Raw genomic sequence first — 23,241 nt, 5'->3', positions numbered from 1 at the left:
CTCCCCTAGAGCCGCTTGGCGATGGTTCGATGCGGGTGGATGTATCACGGTATTGATGTTGGCGACTGTATGACAAGCCCACGAACATGACTCTGGTTTTTGCATTATTGATACCGATTTGGTGGTCATGAGTTCGGTTGTGCTGTAGGAGTGCGCCCGCTGCGACGCTCCCAAGTCGCCCAAAGGAACATCAGTGCGGTAACCGCCACGATAGCGGTCACTCCGATGCCTACCACCGGTACCTCCAGCCACGACAACCCCGCCGCCAACACGAGATTGACGACCAGTGAACCGCTGGCGGCGGCGCTCGCGCGCACCCAGGGCTCCAGTCGGTGCAGCGCTGCGAAGAGGCCGGCCGCCGGGCCGAGGAAGAGGAACAGGAGCGTGAAGGGGGCGCGCAGTGGTGAATTCGAGCCGGTCAGGGCCAGGGTGACGCCGGTGCCGGCCGCTGCGCACGCCACCCCGGCCAGCAGTGGGAGCAGGTCGTCGAAGCGCCGTGATGCCGGCGTGCGCCGGGGTGGCGCCGCGCCGGCGCGACCCATCTCGTTTGTCATGGACACTTCCTATCAGGGGCGTTGCCTGCTACGACAGTTGACGCAGCGATCCTGCTAAAGGGAGCTTCCATGAAAACGTCCCCCATCGTGGCGTTCGCGTCATCCCTCCTCCTCGGCGCCGTCCTCGCTCTCACCGGAGCGAGCCCGGCGCAGGCCGCCCAAGAGGCCGCAGCCACCGACTACGTGGCCCTGGGCGACTCGTACTCGTCCGGCGTCGGCGCCGGCGACTACGACCCGGCCAGCGGCGACTGCAAGCGCAGCAACCGCGCCTACCCCAAGCTCTGGGCGGCCGCGAACTCACCCTCGTCGTTCGCGTTCACCGCTTGCTCGGGCGCTCGTACGAGTGACGTCACGGCCGGCCAACTCGGCCCGCTCGGCGCCGGCACCGACCTCGTCTCGCTCACCGTCGGCGGCAACGACGCCGGCTTCGCCGACGTGATGACCACCTGCGTCCTCAACTCCGAAGCCACCTGCATCAACCGCGTCAACCAGGCCAGGGCGTACGTCGACGGCACCCTCCCCGGCCGGCTGGACAGCGTGTACTCGGCGATCCGCGCGAAGGCGCCGGCTGCCCGCGTCGTCGTCCTCGGCTACCCCCGCTTCTACAAGCTCGGCGGGAGCTGTCTCGCCGGGCTGAGCGAGAGCGAGCGCTCCGCCATCAACGCCGCGGCCGACCACCTCAACGGTGCACTCGCCAAGCGCGCCGCCGACCACGGCTACGCCTACGCCGACGTCGTCCCCGCCTTCACCGGCCACGAGATCTGCTCCGGCGCGTCCTGGCTGCACAGCGTGAACTGGCTGAACATCGGCGACTCGTACCACCCCACCGCAGCCGGACAGTCCGGCGGATACCTGCCGACCTTCGCCGCTAAGGCGTAACCGGCGCCGAGCTCACGGAACTCGGGCCTGACGAGCCGTCGGCCGACGGCGACGGGTCCGTGCACGTCACCGTGAAGGACACCCACGCTGAGCGCACCCCGACCGGCTCGCGGACCTCCACCCGGATCCGGTCGCGGTGCGCTTCCGCGCCGCCGTCCGCCCACGTCGACGCCGGCACCTCGTACTCCACCGTCCGCTGCGCGCTCGTGCCCTGGTCGAACGACAGCGTCTGCCAGCGCTCGTCCGAGCCCTCGCCGCCCTCGGTCACCCAGCGGTACTCGACCGCGTCCGGGGTGTGCCCGACCGTGATCGTCGCGCGGAAGACGGGGGTCAGCGACGCCGACGGCGGGCAGCCCCCCGAGTAGCTCCCGCGCACCGCCTCCACCCGCACGCTCACGGTCTGCGGCGCCACCGTCGGGTCTTCCGCGTCGCCGTCGTCTCCGTCGTCGGTGGCGCCGCCGTCGGGAACGGCACCCGCGGACGGCGCGGCGGACGCGGATGCCACGGGGGAAGCGCCGGCGCGGTCCGCGCCGTCGTCCCCGCGCTCCGCCAACAGGGCCCAGGTGAGCGCGCCGACCATCAGCAGCAACACCACCAGGCTGACCGCGAGGACGGCCGTCGCCCGCTGCGGCGCGTCCGACCGTACGACGTCGGTGGTGGCGGACGGCGCGCCGCCCGCGGGCGCCGCCGGCTCGTACGGCTCGGACGCCGCCAGCGGCACGGTGGGCGCCGTGGGCGTGGCGGACCCGGCCGGGGCGCGGCCCGTGCCGCCCGCGGCCACCACCCGTAGCAGCCGCTCCGCCTCCCGGGCCGACCACCGCTGCGCCGGGTCCTTGCGCAGCAGTCCGGCGATCACCGGCGCCAGGTCGCCCGCCCGCCGCGGCGGTGCCAACTCCTCGTCCACCACCGCCCGCAGCGTGTTCAGCGGGGTGTCCTGGCGGAACGGGGTCACGCCCTCGACCGCCGCGTACAGCAGCACCCCGAGGGACCACAGGTCGGACTCCGGCCCCGGCGTGCGGCCGGCCGCACGCTCGGGGGCGAGGAACTCCGGCGAGCCGATCAGCTCGCCCGTCATGGTCAGGCCCTGGCTGCCCTCGACGGTGGCGATCCCGAAGTCCGAGAGCACGACGCGACCGTCCAGCGCGAGCAGGACGTTGCCCGGCTTCACGTCGCGGTGCAGCACGCCCGCGGCATGGGCCGCGGTCAGCGCCGCCAACACCTCCGCCCCGACGTGCGCCGCGCGCGCGGGCGAGAAGGGGCCGTCCGCCGCCAGGGCTTCGGCGAGCGAGATCCCGCGCACCAACTCCATCACGATCCAGGGGCGGTCGTCGTCGGTGGCCACGTCGTACACCGTCACCACGTTGCGGTGCGAGATCCGGCCCGCGGCCCGGGCCTCGCGCTCCAGCCGGGCGTAGAGGCGGCGCACGTCGTCCCGGGTCAGGCCGACCGGGGCCCGCACCTCCTTGACGGCGACGTCCCGGCCCAGGACCTCGTCCCGGGCGCGCCACACCACGCCCATCCCGCCCTCGCCCAGCCGGGCGAGAAGTCGGTACCGTCCGGCGACCAGTTGGTTCTCGGGCACCTGAGCCCCCAATTCGCAACAGCACGGCAGCGCATGGAATCCGGAATCCCGGTGGAAACCACTCCACGCTAGCTCAACTCCGGCTTTCTGCCTCCCCTTTGGGCGTGGATCCGGCCCGGCGAGCGCACCGCGCACGACCGGAGCGAGTGTGAGTGCGCTCACATCCTTCCGGGTAGGAATCCCCTTCGGGGTGCACAAGCGCCCCCGTGGCCTCCGGCGGCTCCCCCGTCCCGGTCCGGTAGCGGGCAGACGGGGCTGCTCGCCGGGCGGTCGCTCTCGGTCCGAAGTGTCCAACTCGCCCTGGAATCTCATGCATTGATCGACCGGTGATCGCCCTCCGTCAACCCACGTACGGGTGCCGTAACGGGCCTGGCCGGGATTCACGGGTGTCACCGGGGGACGATAGGGTTAACCTGCCCGGGCCGGGTGCGTTGTTACGGGTGGGGCCAGAAGGCGGGGAGTGACGGTGGGGAACGAAGGTGGGGAGTAACGTGGAACAGATAACAGTACGGAGCAGGCCGCGCGTGCCTGCCATCACCTGCGGGTCCAAGGCGACCAGTTCGCGGCTGGACCGGCACCTCTCGGTGCTCGGCGGTCCCGCCGTCCCGCAGCGCGAGACGGTCGAGGCGACCTCGTTGATGCTGGAGCTGACCGCGCGCGACGTGGTGCACGACCGCCATCGGAGCAAGCGGGGACGCGTCTCCCTGTTCGCCCCGCTGCGTCGACTGCGCCGCACGCTCTTCGGCAGCCACCGCTGAGCCCAGGCCGCCGTCCGGTCGACCGCGCATCCGTCCCCGCTCACAGCTCGACACGTGTCACTGCCGCGGCGGCCCCGCGCCCCGGCGATCACACCGAACCGTTCTCCCCGGACACCGCCTGACGGCCACGGCCGTCAGGCGACCACCCATCCCGACGCAGCCCGGCCCGCTCGTCGTCGGACATCCCCAAGAGCCGCGCCCCGATCATGCGCCCGCGGCGCTCCTGTGCCAGGAGTTGCCGGCGCGGTCCGGGGCCGCCGCCGCGTTCATCACCGCCGCGTTTCTCGCCGTGGCCTTGCGGGTGCGTTGGTCACCGTCGGGCCGCGGATGCCGTCACTGCGCACTCACCGCGGCGCTGCCGCGCCTGCCGGGGTGCGTCACAGCAGGGCGAACTGGCCGTCGGGTCCTTCCTCGGGGTGGTCCAGGACCGACGCGGGGCGTCGGGCGGACGCTGGCGGGGGCAGCACCCCGGGCAGCTCCGCGATCTCCGTGAAGGCCGACGGCGACGCCAACGCGGCCCGACGCGGGGCGAGTTCGCCGACCAGGGCCAGCGCCGTGATCAGCTCCAGCAGGTCCGACGTCCACTCCTGGGGCCAGGACGCGGGGCGGAGCGCGGCCAGCGTGCCCGGCTCGGCCCCGGCCGTACGGAGGGCGAACCAGTGCTCCAGCACCCGTACCCCGCCGATGTGGAAGTCCCAGGCTGCTGCCGGGACCGGTGAGATCCGGCCGCCGTCCAGGTGCAGGCTCAGCTCCGCCCGGTCGTAGTCGAGGGCGGTGGGACGCGGCGGCACTGCGGACCTTACGTAAGGGCGACGGCCCCCGGGCAGGCGCGGTCGCTCACCGCCGCGTGCGCCTCCGAGTTGGACGTCCAGCAACTGCCGGCCGAGGGCGACGCCGTCGAAGAAGACCTCGGGTTCGGCCGGGAGCGGCACCGTGCAGCCCGCGGGGGAGTGCCGGGCCGCGGCGACGATCCAGGCGAGCGCGGCGCGGGCGTCCACCTCGCGGCCGTACCGCTCGCCGAGCGCCGGCAGCAGCCCGGGCGCGAGGTTGGGTTCGACGCCGCCCGGGCGGCGGAACAGCGGGCGGATCCGGCCCGGGCGCCCGGCCGGCGCATGACCGTCCGGCAGGTGCGGCGAGACGACCACCGGCGGTCCCGCCAGGTCGACGTCGGAGCCGCTGCCGACTGCCGGGCGTCCCTGTTCGACGACGAAGACCTGGTGGTCGTCCGCGACCCGCCACAGCTCCGGACGGGCCGCATCGATCAGCCGGTGGTCCGGGAGGAGCCACTGCCGGTCGAAGGGGCCGTGCGCCACGGGGACGGGTGCGGGGCACCGGCCGCGCTCCGCGGCGAACCGGGTCGTGGCGCCCCGCTGGCCGGGCAGTTGGCTCACGGCCGCGTCCGGGGTGCGGGCCCGGGTGGGGTGGAAGAGGGCGGTGCGCTCGGCGCCTTCGGCCCGTACCAGGGCGTCCCAGCGGACGGTCAGCGTTCCCGGATCCGGGGCCAGCACCCAGGAACGGCCCAACCGCATTGGGCGCACGCCCCAGGGCATCAGCTCGTCGAGCATCGGCATGCCCCCATCCTCCCCTGTGCCTCTGGACGTATCCGCCGTTTCCCTGCGGGTGCGTTGGCAACCGCGTGAGCAAGCCGCCCACCGGGCCGCAGACGCAACGGCACAGCTCGCCGCACGGCGAAACCGCGACAGCGCAGCCGCGCTGCCGGTCAGTCCGCGTCGATGGTGACGGAGAAGGAGAACCGGTCGCCCCGGTACTGGATGCGGGCCACGTCGATGACCCGGCCCGCCGCGTCGTAGGTGACCCCGGTGTAGTGCAGGATCGGGCTGAGCAGCGGCACCTGGAGCAACTCCGCGGTCTGCGGGTCCGCGAGCCGGGCCTCCACCGTGTCCGTGATCCGGCTGATCTTCACCCCGACCGCGTCCCGCAGCACCTTCGTCATCGGCCAGCGCTCCAGGTCGGCCACGTCCACCTGCGCGGCCACGTCGGGGCGGACCGCGTTCTGCGCCCAGTTGGTGGGCTCCCCGCTGTCGCCGTCCCGGCGCAGCCGACGGAACGTGACGACCTCGGTCAGGTCGGGGAAGTGCTCGGCGAGGTCACCGGGCACCGGCTCCGGGCCGTGGCCGAGGACCGTGGTGCGCTCGCCGGACTGCTGCGCCACCACGGCGTCGATCGAGCCCAGCAGCCGCCGGGGCGCGCCCCGCCGGGCCCCCGGCTCGATGAAGGTGCCGCGCCGCCGGTGCCGGCTGATCAGCCCCTCCGCCTCCAACTCCTTGAGCGCCTGCCGCATCGTCAGCACGCTCACGCCGTAGTGCGCGGCCAACTGCTCCTCGGTCGGCAGCCGCAGCGAGGCGTCCGGCGTACGGCCGAGTATGGAGGCGCGCAGCGACTGCGAGACCTGGTACCACAGCGGCAGCTTGCGGTTGAGCACCAGGGAGTCGGGGGCGAAGGAGGAGGTCACGGGGGCTCCGTATCTCCGGGGTCAGGACCTGAAGTGACGCTCAAGACCCTGCCACACCCCGTCGTACCCCTTCTGCAGGTGTCCGGCCCGTGCCGCGCCCGCGGTGGTGACGACCGGCCAGCGGGTCTCGAACATGAAGGCCAGTCCGTCGTCGATCTTCTGCGGCTTCAGCTCGGCCGCGCTGGCCCGCTCGAAGGTGTCCCGGTCGGGGCCGTGCGCGGACATCATGTTGTGCAGCGAGCCGCCGCCGGGGACGAAGCCGCCCTTGCCCGCCGTCTTGGCGTCGTACGCGCCCTCGATCAGGCCCATGTACTCGCTCATGACGTTGCGGTGGAAGTACGGCGGTCGGAAGGTGTCCTCGCCGACCAGCCAGCGCGGCGCGAAGACGACGAAGTCCACGCCGGCCAGCCCCGGGGTGTCGGTGGGGGAGGTGAGGACGGTGAAGATGGACGGGTCCGGGTGGTCGTACGAGATGCTGCCGATCACGTTGAAGCGGCGCAGGTCGTAGACGTACGGGACGTGGTTGCCGTGCCAGGCGACGACGTCCAGCGGGGAGTGGTCGTAGGTGGCGGCCCAGAGGTTGCCGCAGTACTTGGTCACCACCTCCACCGGGCCCGGCACGTCCTCGAAGCGGGCGGTGGGGGCGCGGAAGTCGCGGGCGTTCGCCAGGCCGTTGGCGCCGATGGGGCCGAGGTCGGGGAGGCGGAAGGGCGCGCCGTAGTTCTCGCAGACGTAGCCGCGGGCCCGCTCGTCCAGCAGCTCGACGCGGAACCGCACGCCCCGCGGGATCAGGGCGACCTCGCCGGGGCGGGCGGCGAGCGCGCCCAGCTCCGTGAGCAGCAACAGGCCGCCCAGCTCGGGGACGATCAGCAGCTCGCCGTCGGCGTTGCCGAAGACGCGGTCGGTCATGTCGGCGTCGGCGTGGTAGAGGTGCACGGCCATGCCGGTGCGGGCGGCGGCGTCGCCGTTGCCGCCGAGGGTCCACAGGCCGGCCAGCCAGTCCGTGCCCGGCGCGGGGTCGGGCAGCGGGTCCCAGCGCAGCCGGTTGGGGTCGGGGACGGTCTCGGCGAAGGGTGCGCCGCGCAGCGCGCCGCCGTCGACGCGGACCAGCGGCGGGTGCGCGGCGGACGGGCGGATCCGGTACAGCCAGGAGCGGCGGTTCGCCTCGCGCGGCTCGGTGAAGGCGGAGCCGCTGAGCTGCTCGGCGTAGAGGCCGAGGGGAGCGCGCTGGGGGGAGTTGCGCCCGGTGGGGAGGGCGCCGGGGACCGCTTCGGACGCGTGCTCGTTGCCGAAGCCGGTGGCGTACTCCAAGGCGTCGGCCGTCTTCCGCGCCCGCTCGCTCCGCGCCTGCCCCAACCCGCTCATCGTCAGCTCCCGGTGTCGAAGGAATGAATGCCGAAGGACCCACGTGAAGGAGTCCATGCCGAAGGCAACGGCAATCCTATGGACAACCGTAGGATTGCGTGCCGGTCCCGTCAACGGCATCGGCGCGGCATGATGGGCGGCGTGTCCCACGCGCACCTACGTCGTGAGCCCGTCCAGCAGCGCTCCGCGCGCCGGCTCGCGCGGATCCTGGACGCCTGTGCGGAGCTCCTGGACGAGACCGGGTACGAAGCGCTGTCGACCCGGGCCGTCGCCGCGCGGGCGGGCGTGCCCATCGGGTCCGTGTACCGCTTCTTCGGCAACAAGAGGGCGCTCGCCCACGCACTGGCCGCGCGCAACCTCGACCGCTACGCGGCCCGGGTCGACGAGCGGGCGGCTGCGCTGTCGCCGGGGGACTGGTCCGGGCTGCTGGACGCGGTCCTGGACGAGTACCTGGCGATGAAGCGCACCGTGCCGGGGTTCTCCCTGGTGGACTTCGGCCAGCAGATTCCCGTCGGGGCGCGCCCGTCGGGCGCCGACAGCGCCGTCGCGGACCGGCTCGCGGACCTCGTCGCCGCCCGCCTGGGGCGGGGCGCGGACGTCGAGTTGCGGCGTGCGGTGCTGGTCGCGGTGGAGGCGGCGGACGCGGTGCTGCAACTCGCCTTCCGGGTGGCGGATTCGGGGGACGAGGAGATCGTCGCGCAGGCCCGGGTGATGTTGCGGGCTTATCTCTCCGAAGTCCTGGGCAGCCCTTAGGGGACCCTAAGTTCGAAGGGGTCCTTAGGCGGCAAACCGGCCAGTATGTCCGGGGTGCGGGCGGCCGGCGGGTCGCATTTCCCGGATCCTCTTCGTTGACCTGGGGTTTTGCTCGTATTGCTCACACGTCAACATCTTGTTAACGCCAAATGACGCGACCTAACGTCATCCGGACCGCCGCTCCGGTGGGAGTTCAAGGATGAACGTTAGGTAGCCCCCATGCTGACAATCCTCGGCTTCGCGATGATCGCGACCTTCCTGGTCCTGATCATGACGAAGAAGATGTCGCCCATCGCGGCGCTGGTTCTCATCCCCGCACTCTTCTGCGTCTTCGTCGGGCAGGGCGCGAAGCTGGGGGACTACGTCATCGAAGGCGTCGGCAATCTCGCCCCCACGGCGGCGATGCTGATGTTCGCGATCGTCTACTTCGGCGTGATGATCGACGTGGGTCTCTTCGACCCGATCGTCCGAGGCATCCTGCGGTTCTGCAAGGCGGACCCGATGCGGGTCGTCGTCGGCACCGCGCTGCTGGCCGCGATCGTCTCCCTGGACGGCGACGGCTCCACCACCTTCATGATCACCGTCTCGGCGATGTACCCGCTGTACAAGCGGCTGAAGATGAGCCTGGTCGTGATGACCGGCATCGCGGCCACCGCGAACGGCGTGATGAACACCCTGCCCTGGGGCGGCCCCACCGCCCGCGCGGCGACCGCGCTGAAGCTCGACGCGGCCGACATCTTCGTGCCGATGATCCCGGCGCTGCTGGTCGGACTGCTCTTCGTCTTCATCCTCGCGTACTTCCTGGGCCTGCGGGAGCGCAAGCGCCTCGGTTACCTCTCCCTGGACGAGGTCCTCACCCCGCAGAGCGAGACCGTGCTGGTGAAGTCCGGCGCGAAGGGCGCCGGCAAGGGCGCCGGCAGGAACAAGGACAAGGCCACCGGCTCCGCGGGCGGTTCCGCCGACGAGCCCGTCAAGGACGCCGTCGGCGACGCCAAGGGCGACGCGAAGGACGCCAAGGATGCCAAGGACGCCGCGGAGGGTGACGACGACCTCGACGGCTTCCAGGGGCTCGACCCGAACCGCGAGACCCTGCGCCCCAAGCTGTACTGGTTCAACGCCGGCCTCACCATCGCCCTGCTCACCGCGATGATCATGGAGCTGCTGCCGATCCCGGTGCTCTTCCTGCTCGGCGCGGCCCTCGCCCTGACGGTCAACTACCCCAACATGGCCGACCAGAAGGCCCGCATCGGCGCCCACGCGGAGAACGTCCTCAACGTCTCCGGCATGGTCTTCGCAGCCGCCGTCTTCACCGGAGTGCTCACCGGCACCGGCATGGTCAAGCACATGGCGGACTGGCTCGTCGGCGCCATCCCCGAGGGCATGGGCCCGCACATGGCCATCGTCACGGGGCTGCTCAGCCTGCCGCTGACATACTTCATGTCGAACGACGGCTTCTACTTCGGCGTCCTGCCCGTCCTCGCCGAAGCCGGTGCCGCCCACGGCGTGTCCCCGCTGGAGATCGCCCGGGCCTCCCTGGTGGGCCAGGCCCTGCACATGTCCAGTCCGCTGGTGCCCGCCGTGTACGTCCTCGTCGGCATGGCGAAGGTCGAGTTCGGCGACCACACCCGCTTCACCGTGAAGTGGGCCGCGCTCACCTCGCTCGTCGTGCTGGTGGCCGGAGTCCTCTTCGGCATCATCTGACCGGCCGGCCGGCCGTCCACGCGGCCGGCCACGAGCGTCGAGGAGTCCCATGGACCGCAGATGGCTGCTGCGTCTCGTCATCGCCTTCGGCTTCACGCAGGCGGCGGTGTCGATGGCGCGGCCGGCCGTCTCCTACCGGGCCCTCGCACTCGGCGCCGACGAACGCGCCATCGGCGTGATCGCCGGCGCCTACGCACTGCTCCCGCTGTTCGCCGCGGTCCCGCTGGGCCGCCGCACCGACCACGGCCGGTGCACCCCCCTGCTCTACCTCGGAGTCGCCCTGATCGCGGCGGGCTGCGCGCTCAGCGGCTCGGCGGACAGCCTGACCACGATGGCGGCCTGGAGCGGGGTGATGGGCCTGGGCCACCTGGCGTTCGTCATCGGCGCCCAGTCCATCGTGGCCCGCCGCTCCCGGCCGGAGGAACAGGACCGGGACTTCGGCCACCTCACCGTCGGCGTCTCGCTCGGCCAACTCGTCGGCCCGCTGGCCGCCGGACTCACCGTCTCCGGACAGGACGGGGCCATGGGCCGCACCAGCGCCCTCGCCCTCGTCATCGCCGCGGGCGTCTCGGCGGTCGCCCTCACCTCGATGTGGCGCGTCGAAGCCCGTACGGCCCGGGGGAACGGCAACGGCCGCGGCCTTCGGCGCGGCCGGACCAGCGCCGAAGGGGCCGAGAAGCCGGCCGCCGTGCCCGTGCGTCACATCCTGCGCACCCGGGGCGTGCCCGCCGGCATCTTCATCAGCCTCGCCGTGCTCTCCGCGGTCGACGTGCTCACCGCCTACCTGCCCGTGATCGGCGAGGAGCGCGGCATCGCCCCCTTCGTCGTCGGGGTGCTGCTGAGCCTGCGCGCCGCCGCCACCATCGCCTGCCGGCTGGTGATGGCCCCGCTGATACGGCTGCTGGGCCGTACGGTCCTGCTCGCCGGCACCTGTCTGCTGGGGGCCCTGCTCTGTAGCGCCGTCGCCCTCCCGATGCCGCTGTGGACGTTGGCGCTGCTGCTGACCGCGCTCGGGTTCTGCCTGGGGGCCGGACAGCCGCTGTCGATGACGACCGTCGTGCAGGCCGCGCCCCCGCAGGCGCGCTCCACCGCCCTCGCCCTGCGGCTGACGGGCAATCGGCTCGGCCAGGTCGCGGCCCCCGCCGCCGCCGGGCTCCTGGCCGGGGCCACCGGACCGGCGGCGCCCTTCCTGATGCTCGGAGTGCTGTTGCTGGGGGCGGCGGGGCTCAGCGGTCGCAAGCCGAATCCCGCGCAGGGGAACGGAATTCAGCGAGTTTCCCACCACCGTCCGCGCGACTCGGCCGGCGCGGGGAACAAGCGCGACGAGCATCGGTCGGACGCAATCCCCGAAAGGGAATAGCGGGCCGGCTTTCCGGCGCCCCAGTCGCGCTCCCTCACATCACGGTGGTTTCACGAATCGCGGCACCTCGCTCGACCACGTCACCAAGTGCTCCGGACTCGATGGGCGCACCACGGTCGACCGATTCACCCTCGTTATCGAACCGGGTGAATTCACGGTGCCCGTCGCCGGATCGTCGGCCCCGTCATGCGCCCTCCATACGCCTTTCATGTGCCCTTCATGTGCCCTTCATGCGCGCGGGCCGTGCAAAACGGTCTCGTAGTGCCACACGGGGTCCAGGAAGTCGTCGTAACGACGGGTCCGGTACTCCTTCGGCAGTCTGTCGCGGGCGAGCAGGCACCGCGCGTCGCGACAGATCGCCAGCGAGCGGGCGACGGCCAGCAGCACCGTCGGATGCTCGTCCTCCAGGCGCTCGGCCAGCGCCGCCACCACGTCCTCGCGCCGGTCGGTGCGCGCCGCCGCCGCGACCTCGTAGCACGCGTGCTGCCGGACCAGCGGATCGGAGTCCCGGGTCAGCGACAGGACCACGTCGAGGTGCTCGGTGGGGCTGTCGTAACGGAGCAGCCCCCGGGCGACTTCGGCGCGCACCCTGCCGTCGGGGTGGTCGAGGTGCGGCAGCAGGGCGGCGACCACGCGCGGGTCCCCGTCCTCGGCGAGCGAGTAGAGGACCAGCGCCAGGACCTCCGGGTCGTCCTCGTCGTCGGACCAGGACAGCAGGACGTCCAGGAAGCGCCGCGCCCACGGGTTGGGGCCCTTCGCCCAGAGGAAGTCCCACCCCGTGGCGTACGTCATGCGCAGCACGTCCACGCCGAAGTGCCGCACCAAGGGGTCGGGGTGGTCGCGCAGGGCGGCAGCCGCGTCCCAGCCGGCGTCGTCCCGGGTGTCGGCGATGACGGACGCGGCGGCGCTCCAGGTCGCATGGGAGGTGTCCGCGCAGTCCAGGGCGCGCCGCAGCAGTTCTTCGAAGGGCGCCGGGACGTCGAACTCGGTCTCCAACTCGGTGAGGAGCGCCGTGTGCCCGTCCCGTACGGTCAGGCCGCCGAGGGACACCTCGTCGCAGTCGGTCCACCGGTCCTGCGCGCGGTGGCGCTCGACGGGGCCGGCCGCGCCGGTGCGGCGGCGCAGTTCGGTCTCGACGCCGACCTCGTGCCAGTGCCGGGCCGAGGCGAGCAATGCGGCCCGGTCCGCTTCCGAGAGCCGCTGCGGATCCCGTCTGACCACGGCGAGGAGCAGGTCGGGCGAGCCCGAGTCGACGGTGCGCAGCAGGGCGTTGCGGCCGTCCGCGCCCGGCAGGTGGAGGTCGGCGCCGTGGTCCACGAGGGCCTCGGCGGCCGCCTCCGCGAAGCGGTCGATTGCCAGGTGCAGCACCGGGCGCCCGCCGCCGTCCCGCGCGTCGGGGTCGGCGCCGTCCGCCAGCAGGGCGCGCACGGTGTCGTCGTCGCCGCGGGCCACGGCGGCCACCAGCGCGGCGGCGCTCTGCGCGGTGCGCCCCGGTGCCTCGTTCACGTCCGCACGGTGGCCGCGTACCGGCTGGCCAGCCCGTCGATGATCGCCCCCAGACCGGTGTCGAACGCGCCCTCGTCGACCTGCTGTCGATGCTCCGCCAGCAGGTGCGCCCGGCCCAGGTGCGGATAGTCGGCGGGGTCGTACGCCGACTCGTCGTCGACGAAGCCCCCGGCGAAGGAGGCGAGCGCCGAGCCGGTGATGAAGTAGCGCATCAGGGCGCCGATGTGGGTGGCCTGGGCGGGCGGCCAGCCGGCGCGGACCATCGCACCGAAGACGGCGTCGGCGATGCGCAGCCCCGCCGGGCGGCGGCCGGGACCGCGGGCGAAGACCGGGACGATGTTGGGGTGGGCCTTCAGCGCAGCCCGGTACGACACCGCCCAGTCGTGCAGCGCGGTCGGCCAGTCGCGTTCGTCGGCGGGGTCGAACATCGACAGGTCGACCTGGGTGCTCACCGCGTCCGCCACCGCCTCCAGGATGTCGTCCTTGGTCCGGAAGTGGTTGTAGAGGGAGGGCCCGCTCACGCCCAACTCGGCGGCGAGCCGGCGGGTGGAGACCGCGTCGAGGCCCTCCGCGTCCACCAGCGCGCTCGCCGCGGCGACGATCCGGTCACGGCTGAGCAGGGGCTTGCGGGGGCGGGCCATGGGCCACATAGTAGGGCTGCCCGCCAAAAACTAGCAGTGCTAATTAAAAGGGGAGCCCGTGGATCTGGAGCTGAGCGAGGAGCAGTCGGCCGTCCGACGGCTCGCCGAGGACTTCGTGCGCCGGGAGGTCACCCCGCACGCTGCCGCCTGGGACCGCGCCGAGAGCGTGGACCGCGACATCGTGCGCCGGCTCGGGCAGTTGGGCTTCCTGGGGCTGACCGTCCCCGAGGAGTACGGCGGATCGGGCGGGGACCACCTCGCGTACTGCCTGGTCACCGAGGAGCTCGGGCGCGGGGACTCGGCCGTGCGCGGCATCGTCTCCGTCTCCCTCGGGCTGGTCGCCAAGACCCTCGCGGTCTGGGGCGACGAGGCGCAGAAGCGGGCGTGGCTGCCCCGGCTCGCTTCCGGCGAGGCCCTCGGCTGCTTCGCGCTCACCGAGCCGGGCACCGGCTCCGACGCCGGGAGCCTGACCACCCGCGCCGTGCCGGACGGCGGGGACTTCCGGATCACCGGCACCAAGATGTTCATCACCAACGGCACCTGGGCCGACCTCGCCCTGGTCTTCGCCCGCACCAACGACACCCCGGGGCACCGCGGCCTGTCCGCCTTCCTGGTGCCCACGGACGCCCCCGGGCTCGACCGCCGCCCGGTGCACGGGAAGCTGGGGCTGCGCGGCCAGGCCACCGCCGAGCTGGTCTTCGACGACGTACGGGTGCCCGCCGCGGCGATGCTCGGGCCCGAGGGCAAGGGCTTCTCCGTCGCCATGTCGGCGCTCGCCAAGGGGCGGATGTCGGTCGCCGCCGGCTGCGTCGGCATCGCCCAGGCGGCCCTGGACGCGGCCGTCGGCTACGCGCGCGAGCGCGAACAGTTCGGCCGGCCCATCGCCGCCCACCAACTCGTCCAGGAGCTGATCAGCGACATCTCCGTGGACGTCGCGGCGGCCCGGCTGCTGACCTGGCGGGTGGCCGACCTCGTCGACCGCGGCCAGGAGTTCGCCACCGCCGCGTCCCAGGCGAAGCTGTACGCCTCCGAGGCGGCCGTCCGGGCGGCCAACAACGCGCTCCAGGTCTACGGTGGCTATGGCTACATCGACGAGTACCCGGTCGGGAAGCTGGTCCGGGACGCCCGGGTGATGACGCTCTACGAGGGCACCAGTCAGATCCAGAAGCTGATCATCGGTCGCGATCTGACGGGGGTCTCCGCGTTCTGAACCGGGGCGCGCGGGCGCCCCGACGGGCCCACCGATGGCGTACGGGCCCTAAGCGCTTGCTCATCGTCAGGGTATGGTGATCCCCCTTCGACGAGCCCTAAGGAGAGCCGATGGCAGCGGCGGAGCACCCGACCCGCGAGGGCGAGGGCGAGGACGTGCCGTGGGGCGAGGTCGAGCCCGATGCGGCGAGGAAGCTGCTCGTCGCCGCCGTCGCCGCCTTCGCCGAGCGCGGCTACCACGCCACGACCACCCGCGACATCGCCAGCCGTGCGGGCATGAGCCCGGCCGCGCTCTACATCCACTACAAGACCAAGGAAGAGCTGCTGCACCGCATCAGCCGCATCGGGCACACCCGGGCGCTGGCGGTGCTGTCGACGGCGGCCGAGGGTGGCGGCACCCCGTCGGAGCAGTTGGCCGCGGCCGTCAGTTCCTTCGTGCGCTGGCACGCCGGGCGCCACGACACCGCCCGGGTGGTGCAGTACGAACTCGACGCGCTCGCCCCCGAGCACCGCACCGAGATCGTGGCCCTGCGGCGGCGGAGCGACGCCGTGGTGCGGGAGATCCTGCGCGCGGGCGTGGCGAGCGGCGAGTTCGACGTGCCGGACGTGCCCGGCACCACGCTCGCCGTCCTCTCGCTCTGCATCGACGTGGCGCGCTGGTTCAACGTGCGGGGGACCCGTACGCCCGAGGAGGTCGGCGACCTGTACGCCGACCTCGTGCTGCGGATGGTCTCCGCCGGGCGATGAGCCCCCGGCGGTCGGGGGCCGGGCGCGGTCAGAAGAAGTAGCGGGAGACGGACTCCGCCACGCACACCGGCTTGGTGCCGCCCTCCCGCTCCACGGTCACCCGCGCCGTCACCTGCACGCCGCCGCCCGCCTCCGACACCTCGGTGAGCGCCACCGACGCGCGCAGCCGGGAGCCCACCGGCACGGGCGCGGGGAAGCGGACCTTGTTGGTGCCGTAGTTCAGGCCCATCTTCATCCCCTCGACCCGCAGCACCTGCGGAACGAACACGGGCAGCAGCGACAGCGTGAGGTACCCGTGGGCGATGGTCGACCCGAAGGGGCCGTCCTTCGCGCGCTCGGGGTCCACGTGGATCCACTGGTGGTCACCGGTCGCCTCCGCGAAGAGGTCGATCCGCTGCTGGTCGACCTCCAGCCACCCGCTGTGCCCCAGTTCCTCGCCGACCGCGGCGCGCAGTTCGTCGGCGGACGTGAAGATCCTCGGCTCGGCCATGTCCCTGCTCCCTACCTTCTAAGCGTTTGCTCAGCATGGTCAAGAGGGTGCTCCGCTGTCAACGGACCACCCAGTAGGGTTCGATGGATGCCCCAGACGCGCGACACTCGCAATGAACTCACCGTCGGCCAGCTCTCGCTCCGCAGCGGCGCGGCCGTCTCCGCCCTGCACTTCTACGAGGCCAAGGGGCTGATCCGCAGCCGTAGGACCAGCGGCAACCAGCGCCGCTACACCCGTGACACGCTGCGGCGAGTGGCCTTCGTGCGCGCGGCGCAGCGCGTCGGGATCCCGCTCGCCACCATCAGGGACGCCCTTGCGGAACTGCCCGAGGAGCGGACGCCGGACCGGGAGGACTGGGCGCGGCTGTCCCGCGTCTGGCGTCGGGAGCTGGACGAGCGCATCAAGCAACTCGGTCGGCTCAGGGACACCCTGACCGAGTGCATCGGCTGCGGCTGCCTCTCGCTGGAGACCTGCGCGCTGTCCAACCCCGAGGACGCCTTCGGTCGCCAGCGCCCCGGTTCGCGTCTGATGCCGGGGCCCCTGTGGGGCGAGGCGAGCGAGAGCCACGAGGCTGCCCGGCGGGCGGACGACGGGGGTGCGCCCGACGGCGATGCGGGCAGCGCTGGCGCGGGTGGCGCCGCGGACTGCGGTCCGGACGACGGTACGGACCCCTGCCGCTGAGGCGTCGGGGCGGTCGACGACGCCCTTGCTCGTCACCCCTGTTGCGCACGTCGCGCCTGTGGTGCCGGTCACCTCTGGTGACGGGCCCGCACCCCCGTTGAGGCGGGCCCGCCACCGCGCGTTCGGCTGCCTCGGCGGCCCCTGCGCGTGCCCAACTCTCCCGGTGGCAAACCAGTGGGGCCACCGTATTTTCTTCTGCTACGGGGCGCCTTCGGGCGCGCCCGCGCCCACGGGGTCGCTCGGCTTGACGGGTCGGCTCAGGCTGACGGGTTCGCTCGGGCTCGCGGGTCCGCTCAGGCCACGGAGGCGAGTTCCCTGCTCTTTGCCGCCTTGGCCGCCTTGGCCGCCGCGACCGTCTGGGCGTCGAGCACCGGCAGGGGCACCACGATGCCGCAGCCGTTGCACACCGGCCCGGTCCACGGCTCCTGCTCCAGGTCGTGCCGCCACACTATGTCCGCCGCCCCGCAGACCGGGCAGACCGCGCCGGGCCCGTCCTCAAGGGCGGTCACCAGCCGCCGCAACACTTCGTCCAGGGGCGCCGAGGGGTGCTCGCGGGGGCTGTCGCAGCGGGCCACGCCGTTGCCGCCCCAGGCGTGCCGGTGCCATTCGTCGGCGGACGACGGACGGCGCAGCCCGTCGTGCTTCTCGCGCTTGCGACGGTCGGCGAAGCCCTCTTCGTAACCGAGCCAGATCGTGCGGGCCCGCTCCAACTCGTCGAGCGCGGCCACCAGCCGCGCCGGATCGGGGGCCCGGTCCTCGGGCTCGATGCCGTGCCTGGCGCACAGGTGGTCCCAGGTCGCCCGGTGCCCGTACGGGGCGAACCGCTCCAGGCACTTGCGCAGTGAGTAGCGCCGTAGCGCCAGGTCACACCGCGGGTCACGCACCTGTCTCGCGAGACTGCGGAAACCGGCCATCGTCACTGCCACCTCCGTCGCTGTACTTCGGCGTCGAGGAATGGACGTACGAGTGCCCGATCCGGCTCCATCGGATATTCGATGGAGTCCATCAGCAAAACATCCACGGCAGGCCGCGCCCGGTCGATGCCCGGTCGTCTCCTCGATCTCTTGGGTCCCTTCGCTCTCCTCATGCCTCGCGTCTGCCCCGAGCGGCCGGCTCTGAACGGGCTTCCCGTCCATCTCCACGTCTTTGACGGAATCGCCACCGCGGCGCCCGGGCGAACAGGTGCTGCCGGTGCTGCGCTCCCCGACCGATTGCCGTCGCGCAACTGGGCACTGTCATTCAGCAGTTGGACGCCTGACGGGCGGCCGGCGCCCAGCGCAAGGGGTCGGCTGACGGACCCGCCGCTGTCGTCACGGCCCGACGGATCACTCCCCGAGGCGGCCCGCCGCCACGACGACCTGCGCCAACTCCGGATGGCACACGTCGTTGTGGGCACCGGACGGCGGGCCGCCGCGGCGGACCACCGAAGAGGCGTCCACGCTGACGCAGCCCGCCCGCGGCAGCCCCCGGGCCAGCGCGTCGGCCAGCGCGATCCGCGTCGCGTGCGGCGCCGCCCGGAAGCCGTCGTGCCCGACGGCCCACCACCGCGGGCCCGGGTCCGGGAAGGGCGGCGGGGCGGCGGCACCGGGCGCCGTGTCGAGGCCCGCGGTGCGGTCGTCGCGGGCCAGCCCGGAAACGATCGGATAGAAGGTGCCGAGTGCAGTGTCGTGGTGGGAGTGGCAGGCCACCACCGGCCCGTCGACCCGCTGCTCCATCGAGCGCAGGGCGCCCGAGCGGCCGGCCGCGTGCGGCAGGCTGTGGGCGAACGCGTAGTGCGAGAAGGCGCCCTGGAACAACGTCACCGACTTCACCGTGCGCACCCCGTCGGGCAGCCCGCGCAGCGCGAAGGCGACCAGCCGCGCGCCTTGGCCGTGGCCCACCAGATGGACCCGCAGCGCCGGGCGCGAGCGGGCGAGTTGAGCGAGCAGCGGCCCGAGCCCCAACTCCCCGACCGCGCCCGCCCGGCGCTTCAACGCGTAGTACGTCGTCTGGCGCAGCAACTCCTTCGCACCCCGCCACAGGCCGTCCCACCCGTCGGGCGGGTCGAAGCCGAAGGCCGGGACGGGCCCGGGCCGCGCGCCGTCGTCGACCTTCGCCAGCGCGTGCGCGAGCCGTCGCGAGAAGGCGAGCGGGTCCTCGAACAGCACCGCGGGCGGGCCCTGTTCGTCACCCGGCAGGTCGTCCGTGAAGCACGACGTCTCCAGCCCGCCGGCCGGCGGCTCCGCGAGCCGTCGGGCCAGCCGCCCGAACTCGGCCACCGCGGACGCCGACGCCGGCCGCTCGTCGAGCAGCGCGCCGAGCCGGGCGACGGTGCCCGTGTGCCCGGGGAAGAGCACGCCCAGCGCGTGCCGGTCGGCGGGGACCAGACCGGCGGCCGGCACCGCCCGGACGGCCGCGCCCGGCGGTTCGGGCAGCGGCTCGTCGCCGAACTTCATCGACGGCCAGACCACCCCCGCGTACCCGAGCCGCACCCCCGTGCCGACGAGCCCGGGGAAGTACGCGAAGAAGGTCGCGTACAGCCGCTCGGCGACCGCGGGGGAGGTGTTCCAGCCATGCGCGAACAGCACCACGTCCGTCGCCTCCACCCCCAACAGCCGGTTGCGTTGCTCCGGATCGACGTCACCGTCCTGGTCGAAGCCGATGTCCTGATAAGGCCCCACGTCCATCCCCGCCACGAGCGCCCCTCCCCAGCCGGAATCCGATAGCAGGATCCTGCGCAAGGAGGAGGCCGGCCATACCTCGGACGTGATCGATCAGATCAAGTCGGCCGCCGTGATGCGGGGGAGGTGGGCCAGTACGTCGTACGTCCCGAGCAGCCGCGTCGAGTCCGCCGGGACGGGCCAGGCGGTGCCGATGCTACGGGTGGGACGGGCGTGATCGGCCCACGCGCGGGCCGCGGCGGGCGCCGTACGGAGATCGAGGTAGTAGTCCCGCCGGGCCACCCGCTCCAGGACCTCCTCGTTGCTGCCGGGGCCGGCCGGGCCCACGGTGAACTCGCGTATCGGCTCCGCCGGATCGGTCAGGTCGGACGCGTTGAACGAGCCCCGGCCGAAGGTGAACCCCACGCTCACATAGCCGCGCCCGATCGCGTCCCGGATGAACGCCCCCTGCATCTTCGGGTACTGATCGGGCTGTGGCGACGCGTACCCCACGTGCGCGTTGTGCGCCGAAAGCACCACTTTCTGGCCCGTCTGTCGATGCCACCACACGGTGTTCTCGGCCATGATCCGGTCCCGGTGGAGCATCGACTGCCGGATGCCCTCCGGGGTGTTGAAGTCATGCGTGTACAAGGCGCCGACCTGCGCGATCACCCGGGCGTGCTGAAGCGTCCAGGCGCGCTCCGCGGCATCGGCCCCGCGCCCGGGCCGCGCCCGCTCCAGCAGCGCCAGCGCCTCGTGGACGTCGGCGGACATGGCCCGCCTTTCGGCCAACGGCCTGGCCAGGTACGCCGTCATGGTCGCGTCGACCGAGCCAGTCGGCCGCGAGGCCGCGTACAGCCCCCGCAGGCGCGGTAGCAGCGCGGGATGGTGCTCGGCGGCGTATCCGGTCACCCGGTCGAAGAGCTCGGGGCCCGCGTAGCCGATGTCGTTGCCGGTGAAGTGCACGGGGTCCTTCGGATGGCGGACGTTGTACTGCCGCATCCAGCGCAGCAGGTCCTCGTACTCCCGGGTGTGCCACGACCGGTACGAGTTCTGGAACTCCTCCTGCATGATGCGCCGTAGGTCGCCCCGGCCGTGCAGCACGAAGTCGTTGAGCCGCAGGCCCGCGCTCCAGTTCGCCTCCAGGGAGAAGGCCCGAAAGCCCCGCTCCTCCACCAGGTGGCGGAAGACGCGGTGCTTCGTGCGGAAGAACTCGCCGGAGCTGTGGGTCGCCTCGCCCACGCCGACGATCCGGGCCGAGCCGACCATCCCGGCCAGCGGCCGCAGATCGCTCAGCGGGTGCGACGCCTGCCGCAGCGCGGCCACGGTGCGATCGGGCGGCCCGTGCTGCGCGGGGGAGGGGGCCGCGGCCGACGCGTTCCCCGTCGCCGCGGTCGCCAAAACGGCCCCGAGCGCGAGCGCGGCGAACCCCCGCCGCGGCAGGTGCGGCCCCGGGCGCGGGCGGGAGAGCGGTCCGGTACCTCGTGTCTCGTCCATGATCCAAGGATCCGCGTCCGGCCGTGGCCCGCACCAGACGGCTGACCCCCCGACCGGAGGTGGAGCAAACCCCCGGGTCGCGGTCGGGTCAGTACCTCAAGTACCTCTTGCGCACCGCCCGGAACGCGGCCAGCTCCGTCTGCCACGCCCCCACGATCTCGTCCGTCGCCGCCCCCGCGTCCACCATCGTGCGCACCGTCGTCGAGCCCGTGAGCTTGTCGATCCACGTCGGGTTGGTGGCGAGCCAGGCGAACTCGCGCCAGGCGCGGCGGGCCGTCACCAGCAGCCCGATGCCGGTGCGCACCGGATCGAAGGACGCCCGGTCGTGGATGTGCACCTGCACCCCGCCGACCGTCTTGCCCTGGTGCTTGCTGAACGTCGGGGCGAAGTGCGCCTCCCGGAACCGCACTCCGGGCAGCCCGAGCCCGTTCGCCGCCTCGGCCCAGCGCCAGTCCACGCCCGGTGCGCCCAGCAGTTCGAAGGGCCGGGTGGTGCCCCGCCCCTCCGACGCCTGCGTCCCCTCGAAGAGGCAGGTGCCCGCGTACACCAGCGCCGTCTCGGGCGTCGGCATGTTCGGGCTCGGCGGCACCCACGGCAGACCGCTGGCGTCGAAGAAGTCGGAGCGCCGCCAGCCCGACATCCGCACGACCTCCAACTCCACCGGGCGGTCGGCCAGGAACTCGCCGTTGAACAGGAGTGCCAGCTCCGCGACCGTCATCCCGTGCACTTGGGAGATGGGGCGGCGGCCCACGAAGGAGGCGAACCGCGGGTCCAGCACGGGCCCCAGCGCCGCCCGACCCGTGATCGGGTTCGGCCGGTCCAGTACGACGAACCGTTTCCGCGCGAGCGCCGCGGACTCCATGCAGTCGAAGAGGGTCCAGATGTACGTGTAGAAGCGCGCGCCCGCGTCCTGGATGTCGAAGACGACCGTGTCCACGCCGGACGCGGTGAACACGTCGGCCAGCGGCCGGCCGGACTTCTGGTACGTGTCGTAGACGGGCAGACCCGTCGCCGGATCGTCGTAGCGCCCCTCCGAGCCGCCGGCCTGCGCGGTGCCGCGGAAGCCGTGCTCGGGCCCGAAGACCGCGGTGAGGTCCACCCGGTCGTCGCCGTGCATCACGTCCACGACGTGCCGTACGGCGGAGGTGACCCCGGTCGGGTTGGTGACCACGCCGACGCGCTGGCCGGCCAGGTGCGCGTAACCGCCCGCCGCGAGCCGGTCGAAGCCGGTGCGCAGCCGGCGCCCGCCCCGCCCGTCCCGTCCGCCGCCGTCCTCGCTCCCGTCCGCGTGCGCGGCCGGCCCGGCGGCGACGAGCGCGCCCGCCGCGCCGCCCGCGGCCAGCAGGTTCCTCCTCGACAACTGCGACGGTCCCATGCGACTCCTTCGGTCCGGCGCGCGCTCCGGTGCGCGTTCTTCGCCAAGGTCACGCACGCTAGCGCCGGTGGCCCGCCCGGCATAGGGAACGGCCGAGGGACGGGGCGAAGAAGCTCGACGCGATGCGGCCGACGACCCCCTTCCCCGCCGGATACCGACTGCTTAGCATGTCCCCGCTCGGTGAGCGGACGTCAGTTCCGCCGCCGCCGAACGCCACCCGGCTCGGAGAAGGGCGGTTCCCATGGGCCAGTTGAGCGGTGCGGCCGTGGTGGTCACGGGCGCGGGCGGCGGCATCGGCGCCGCGCTCGCCCGTCGGTTCGCGGCCGAGGGCGCCCGGCTGGCCGTCAACGACCTCGACGCCGACAGGGCGCGGGCCGTCGCCGCCGAACTGGACGCGATCGCCCTGCCCGGCGACGCCTCTACGATCGCCGCGGACGCGCGCGACGCGCTGGGCGGCACCGTCGACGTCTACTGCGCGAACGCCGGAGTGGCCCTCCTCGACGACCCCTTCGCCGAGGACGAGGACGCCTGGTCCGCGAGTTGGGACGTCAACCTGATGGCGCACGTACGGGCCGTGCGCGCCCTGCTGCCCGACTGGCTGGAGCGCGGCGGCGGCCGTTTCGTCTCCACGGTCTCCGCGGCCGGACTCCTCGCCACGATCGGCGCGGCCCCCTACACGGTCTCCAAGCACGCCGCGTACTCCTTCGCCGAATGGCTTTCCCTCACCTACCGCCACCGGGGCCTCAAGGTGCACGCCATCTGCCCGCGCGGGGTGCGGACGGACATGCTGACGGCCGCCGGGGAGTTGGGCGAGATGATCCTCGCGCCGTACGCCATCGAACCGGAGGCGGTCGCGGACGCCCTGATGGACGGCATCGCGGCCGACCGCTTCCTGATCCTGCCGCACCCGGAGGTCGCGGAGTACTACCGGGACCGGGCGACGGATCCGGAAGCCTGGCTCGACGGCATGAACAAGATCCAGCGGGCCTGGGAGAAGCGGACGACCGGCGCCGTGTGACCGCCCGCCCCCG

The 23,241-nt window shown here is 72.9% G+C and carries 21 protein-coding genes; 9 read left to right on the top strand and 12 right to left on the bottom strand.

Annotated elements, in window-relative coordinates:
• Positions 1–125: 125 nt before the first annotated feature.
• A complete protein-coding gene (locus tag ACH4E8_RS26205) occupies positions 126–554 on the bottom strand; it encodes a hypothetical protein (RefSeq protein ID WP_398452371.1) in 429 nt (142 codons plus the stop codon).
• Between the two features lie 69 nt (positions 555–623).
• Between ACH4E8_RS26205 and ACH4E8_RS26200 the strand changes: the two genes are divergently transcribed.
• A complete protein-coding gene (locus ACH4E8_RS26200) occupies positions 624–1,433 on the top strand; it encodes an SGNH/GDSL hydrolase family protein (RefSeq protein WP_398452368.1) in 810 nt (269 codons plus the stop codon).
• Here ACH4E8_RS26200 and ACH4E8_RS26195 read toward each other — a convergent pair.
• Positions 1,423–3,015, bottom strand: a complete 1,593-nt coding sequence (locus tag ACH4E8_RS26195) for a serine/threonine-protein kinase (RefSeq protein ID WP_398452365.1) — start codon at positions 3,013–3,015, stop codon at positions 1,423–1,425. The genes ACH4E8_RS26200 and ACH4E8_RS26195 overlap by 11 nt on opposite strands.
• A 491-nt stretch (positions 3,016–3,506) precedes the next feature.
• Here ACH4E8_RS26195 and ACH4E8_RS26190 point away from each other — a divergent pair, with 491 nt between their 5' ends.
• The gene (locus ACH4E8_RS26190) at positions 3,507–3,773 is read left to right on the top strand and encodes a hypothetical protein (protein WP_398452362.1); all 267 of its coding nucleotides are present in this window, start codon (positions 3,507–3,509) and stop codon (positions 3,771–3,773) included.
• A gap of 377 nt (positions 3,774–4,150) precedes the next feature.
• Here ACH4E8_RS26190 and ACH4E8_RS26185 read toward each other — a convergent pair whose 3' ends face one another.
• The 3 genes from ACH4E8_RS26185 to hmgA all read right to left on the bottom strand — a co-directional run bounded on the left by ACH4E8_RS26185 (position 4,151) and on the right by hmgA (position 7,611).
• Positions 4,151–5,344 (bottom strand): type ISP restriction/modification enzyme, encoded by a 1,194-nt coding sequence (locus ACH4E8_RS26185; RefSeq protein WP_398452360.1) that lies wholly within the window; start codon positions 5,342–5,344, stop codon positions 4,151–4,153.
• A gap of 149 nt (positions 5,345–5,493) precedes the next feature.
• On the bottom strand, positions 5,494–6,246 hold the full coding sequence (locus ACH4E8_RS26180; protein WP_398452358.1) for a GntR family transcriptional regulator: 753 nt from the start codon (positions 6,244–6,246) through the stop codon (positions 5,494–5,496).
• Between the two features lie 21 nt (positions 6,247–6,267).
• Positions 6,268–7,611, bottom strand: coding sequence for a homogentisate 1,2-dioxygenase (gene hmgA / locus ACH4E8_RS26175; RefSeq protein WP_398452355.1), 1,344 nt, complete (start codon positions 7,609–7,611; stop codon positions 6,268–6,270).
• Between the two features lie 132 nt (positions 7,612–7,743).
• On the opposite strand from hmgA, the gene ACH4E8_RS26170 reads away from it, so the two are divergent.
• The 3 genes from ACH4E8_RS26170 (at position 7,744) to ACH4E8_RS26160 (ending at position 11,425) form a co-directional block, all read left to right on the top strand.
• The gene (locus ACH4E8_RS26170) at positions 7,744–8,364 is read left to right on the top strand and encodes a TetR family transcriptional regulator (RefSeq protein WP_398452567.1); all 621 of its coding nucleotides are present in this window, start codon (positions 7,744–7,746) and stop codon (positions 8,362–8,364) included.
• 219 nt (positions 8,365–8,583) lie between these two features.
• A complete protein-coding gene (locus ACH4E8_RS26165) occupies positions 8,584–10,065 on the top strand; it encodes a CitMHS family transporter (RefSeq protein WP_398452352.1) in 1,482 nt (493 codons plus the stop codon).
• A 49-nt stretch (positions 10,066–10,114) separates the two neighbouring features.
• Entirely contained in the window at positions 10,115–11,425 is a 1,311-nt protein-coding gene (locus tag ACH4E8_RS26160) for an MFS transporter (RefSeq protein ID WP_398452349.1), read from the top strand.
• A 228-nt stretch (positions 11,426–11,653) separates the two neighbouring features.
• Here the strand turns inward: ACH4E8_RS26160 and ACH4E8_RS26155 are convergent, their stop codons facing one another.
• Complete coding sequence (locus ACH4E8_RS26155; protein WP_398452347.1) at positions 11,654–12,931, bottom strand: HEAT repeat domain-containing protein; 1,278 nt, start codon at positions 12,929–12,931, stop codon at positions 11,654–11,656.
• Positions 12,928–13,572, bottom strand: a complete 645-nt coding sequence (locus tag ACH4E8_RS26150; RefSeq protein ID WP_398452344.1) for a TetR/AcrR family transcriptional regulator — start codon at positions 13,570–13,572, stop codon at positions 12,928–12,930. Before ACH4E8_RS26150 ends, ACH4E8_RS26155 begins: the two co-directional genes overlap by 4 nt.
• Before the next feature lie 58 nt (positions 13,573–13,630).
• On the opposite strand from ACH4E8_RS26150, the gene ACH4E8_RS26145 reads away from it, so the two are divergent.
• Both ACH4E8_RS26145 and ACH4E8_RS26140 read left to right on the top strand, forming a co-directional pair.
• A complete protein-coding gene (locus ACH4E8_RS26145; protein ID WP_398452341.1) occupies positions 13,631–14,782 on the top strand; it encodes an acyl-CoA dehydrogenase family protein in 1,152 nt (383 codons plus the stop codon).
• 110 nt (positions 14,783–14,892) lie between these two features.
• Positions 14,893–15,528, top strand: a complete 636-nt coding sequence (locus ACH4E8_RS26140; RefSeq protein ID WP_398452338.1) for a TetR/AcrR family transcriptional regulator — start codon at positions 14,893–14,895, stop codon at positions 15,526–15,528.
• A 28-nt stretch (positions 15,529–15,556) separates the two neighbouring features.
• Here the strand turns inward: ACH4E8_RS26140 and ACH4E8_RS26135 are convergent, their stop codons facing one another.
• Positions 15,557–16,018: a MaoC family dehydratase gene (locus ACH4E8_RS26135; protein ID WP_398452335.1), complete on the bottom strand. Its 462-nt coding sequence runs from the start codon at positions 16,016–16,018 to the stop codon at positions 15,557–15,559.
• Between the two features lie 87 nt (positions 16,019–16,105).
• Here ACH4E8_RS26135 and soxR point away from each other — a divergent pair, with 87 nt between their 5' ends.
• On the top strand, positions 16,106–16,699 hold the full coding sequence (soxR, locus tag ACH4E8_RS26130) for a redox-sensitive transcriptional activator SoxR (protein WP_398452333.1): 594 nt from the start codon (positions 16,106–16,108) through the stop codon (positions 16,697–16,699).
• 293 nt (positions 16,700–16,992) lie between these two features.
• Here the strand turns inward: soxR and ACH4E8_RS26125 are convergent, their stop codons facing one another.
• The 4 genes from ACH4E8_RS26125 to ACH4E8_RS26110 all read right to left on the bottom strand — a co-directional run bounded on the left by ACH4E8_RS26125 (position 16,993) and on the right by ACH4E8_RS26110 (position 22,210).
• A complete protein-coding gene (locus tag ACH4E8_RS26125; RefSeq protein ID WP_398452565.1) occupies positions 16,993–17,613 on the bottom strand; it encodes a hypothetical protein in 621 nt (206 codons plus the stop codon).
• Positions 17,614–18,024: 411 nt separating this feature from the next.
• The gene (locus ACH4E8_RS26120; RefSeq protein WP_398452563.1) at positions 18,025–19,365 is read right to left on the bottom strand and encodes a serine-threonine protein kinase; all 1,341 of its coding nucleotides are present in this window, start codon (positions 19,363–19,365) and stop codon (positions 18,025–18,027) included.
• Between the two features lie 87 nt (positions 19,366–19,452).
• Positions 19,453–20,835, bottom strand: a complete 1,383-nt coding sequence (locus ACH4E8_RS26115; protein WP_398452330.1) for an erythromycin esterase family protein — start codon at positions 20,833–20,835, stop codon at positions 19,453–19,455.
• 88 nt (positions 20,836–20,923) lie between these two features.
• Entirely contained in the window at positions 20,924–22,210 is a 1,287-nt protein-coding gene (locus ACH4E8_RS26110) for an exo-beta-N-acetylmuramidase NamZ domain-containing protein (RefSeq protein ID WP_398452327.1), read from the bottom strand.
• Positions 22,211–22,451: 241 nt separating this feature from the next.
• On the opposite strand from ACH4E8_RS26110, the gene ACH4E8_RS26105 reads away from it, so the two are divergent.
• Positions 22,452–23,228 carry an SDR family oxidoreductase gene (locus ACH4E8_RS26105; RefSeq protein WP_398452325.1) on the top strand — a complete coding sequence of 259 codons (777 nt, stop codon included), beginning with the start codon at positions 22,452–22,454 and terminating at the stop codon, positions 23,226–23,228.
• Positions 23,229–23,241: the final 13 nt, after the last annotated feature.

Source organism: Streptomyces sp. NPDC017979 (genome assembly GCF_044328175.1).
Lineage (GTDB): Bacteria > Actinomycetota > Actinomycetes > Streptomycetales > Streptomycetaceae > Streptomyces.
The sequence above is the reverse complement of the archived record's forward strand: the minus strand, read 5'-3'. Positions and strand labels throughout refer to the sequence as shown.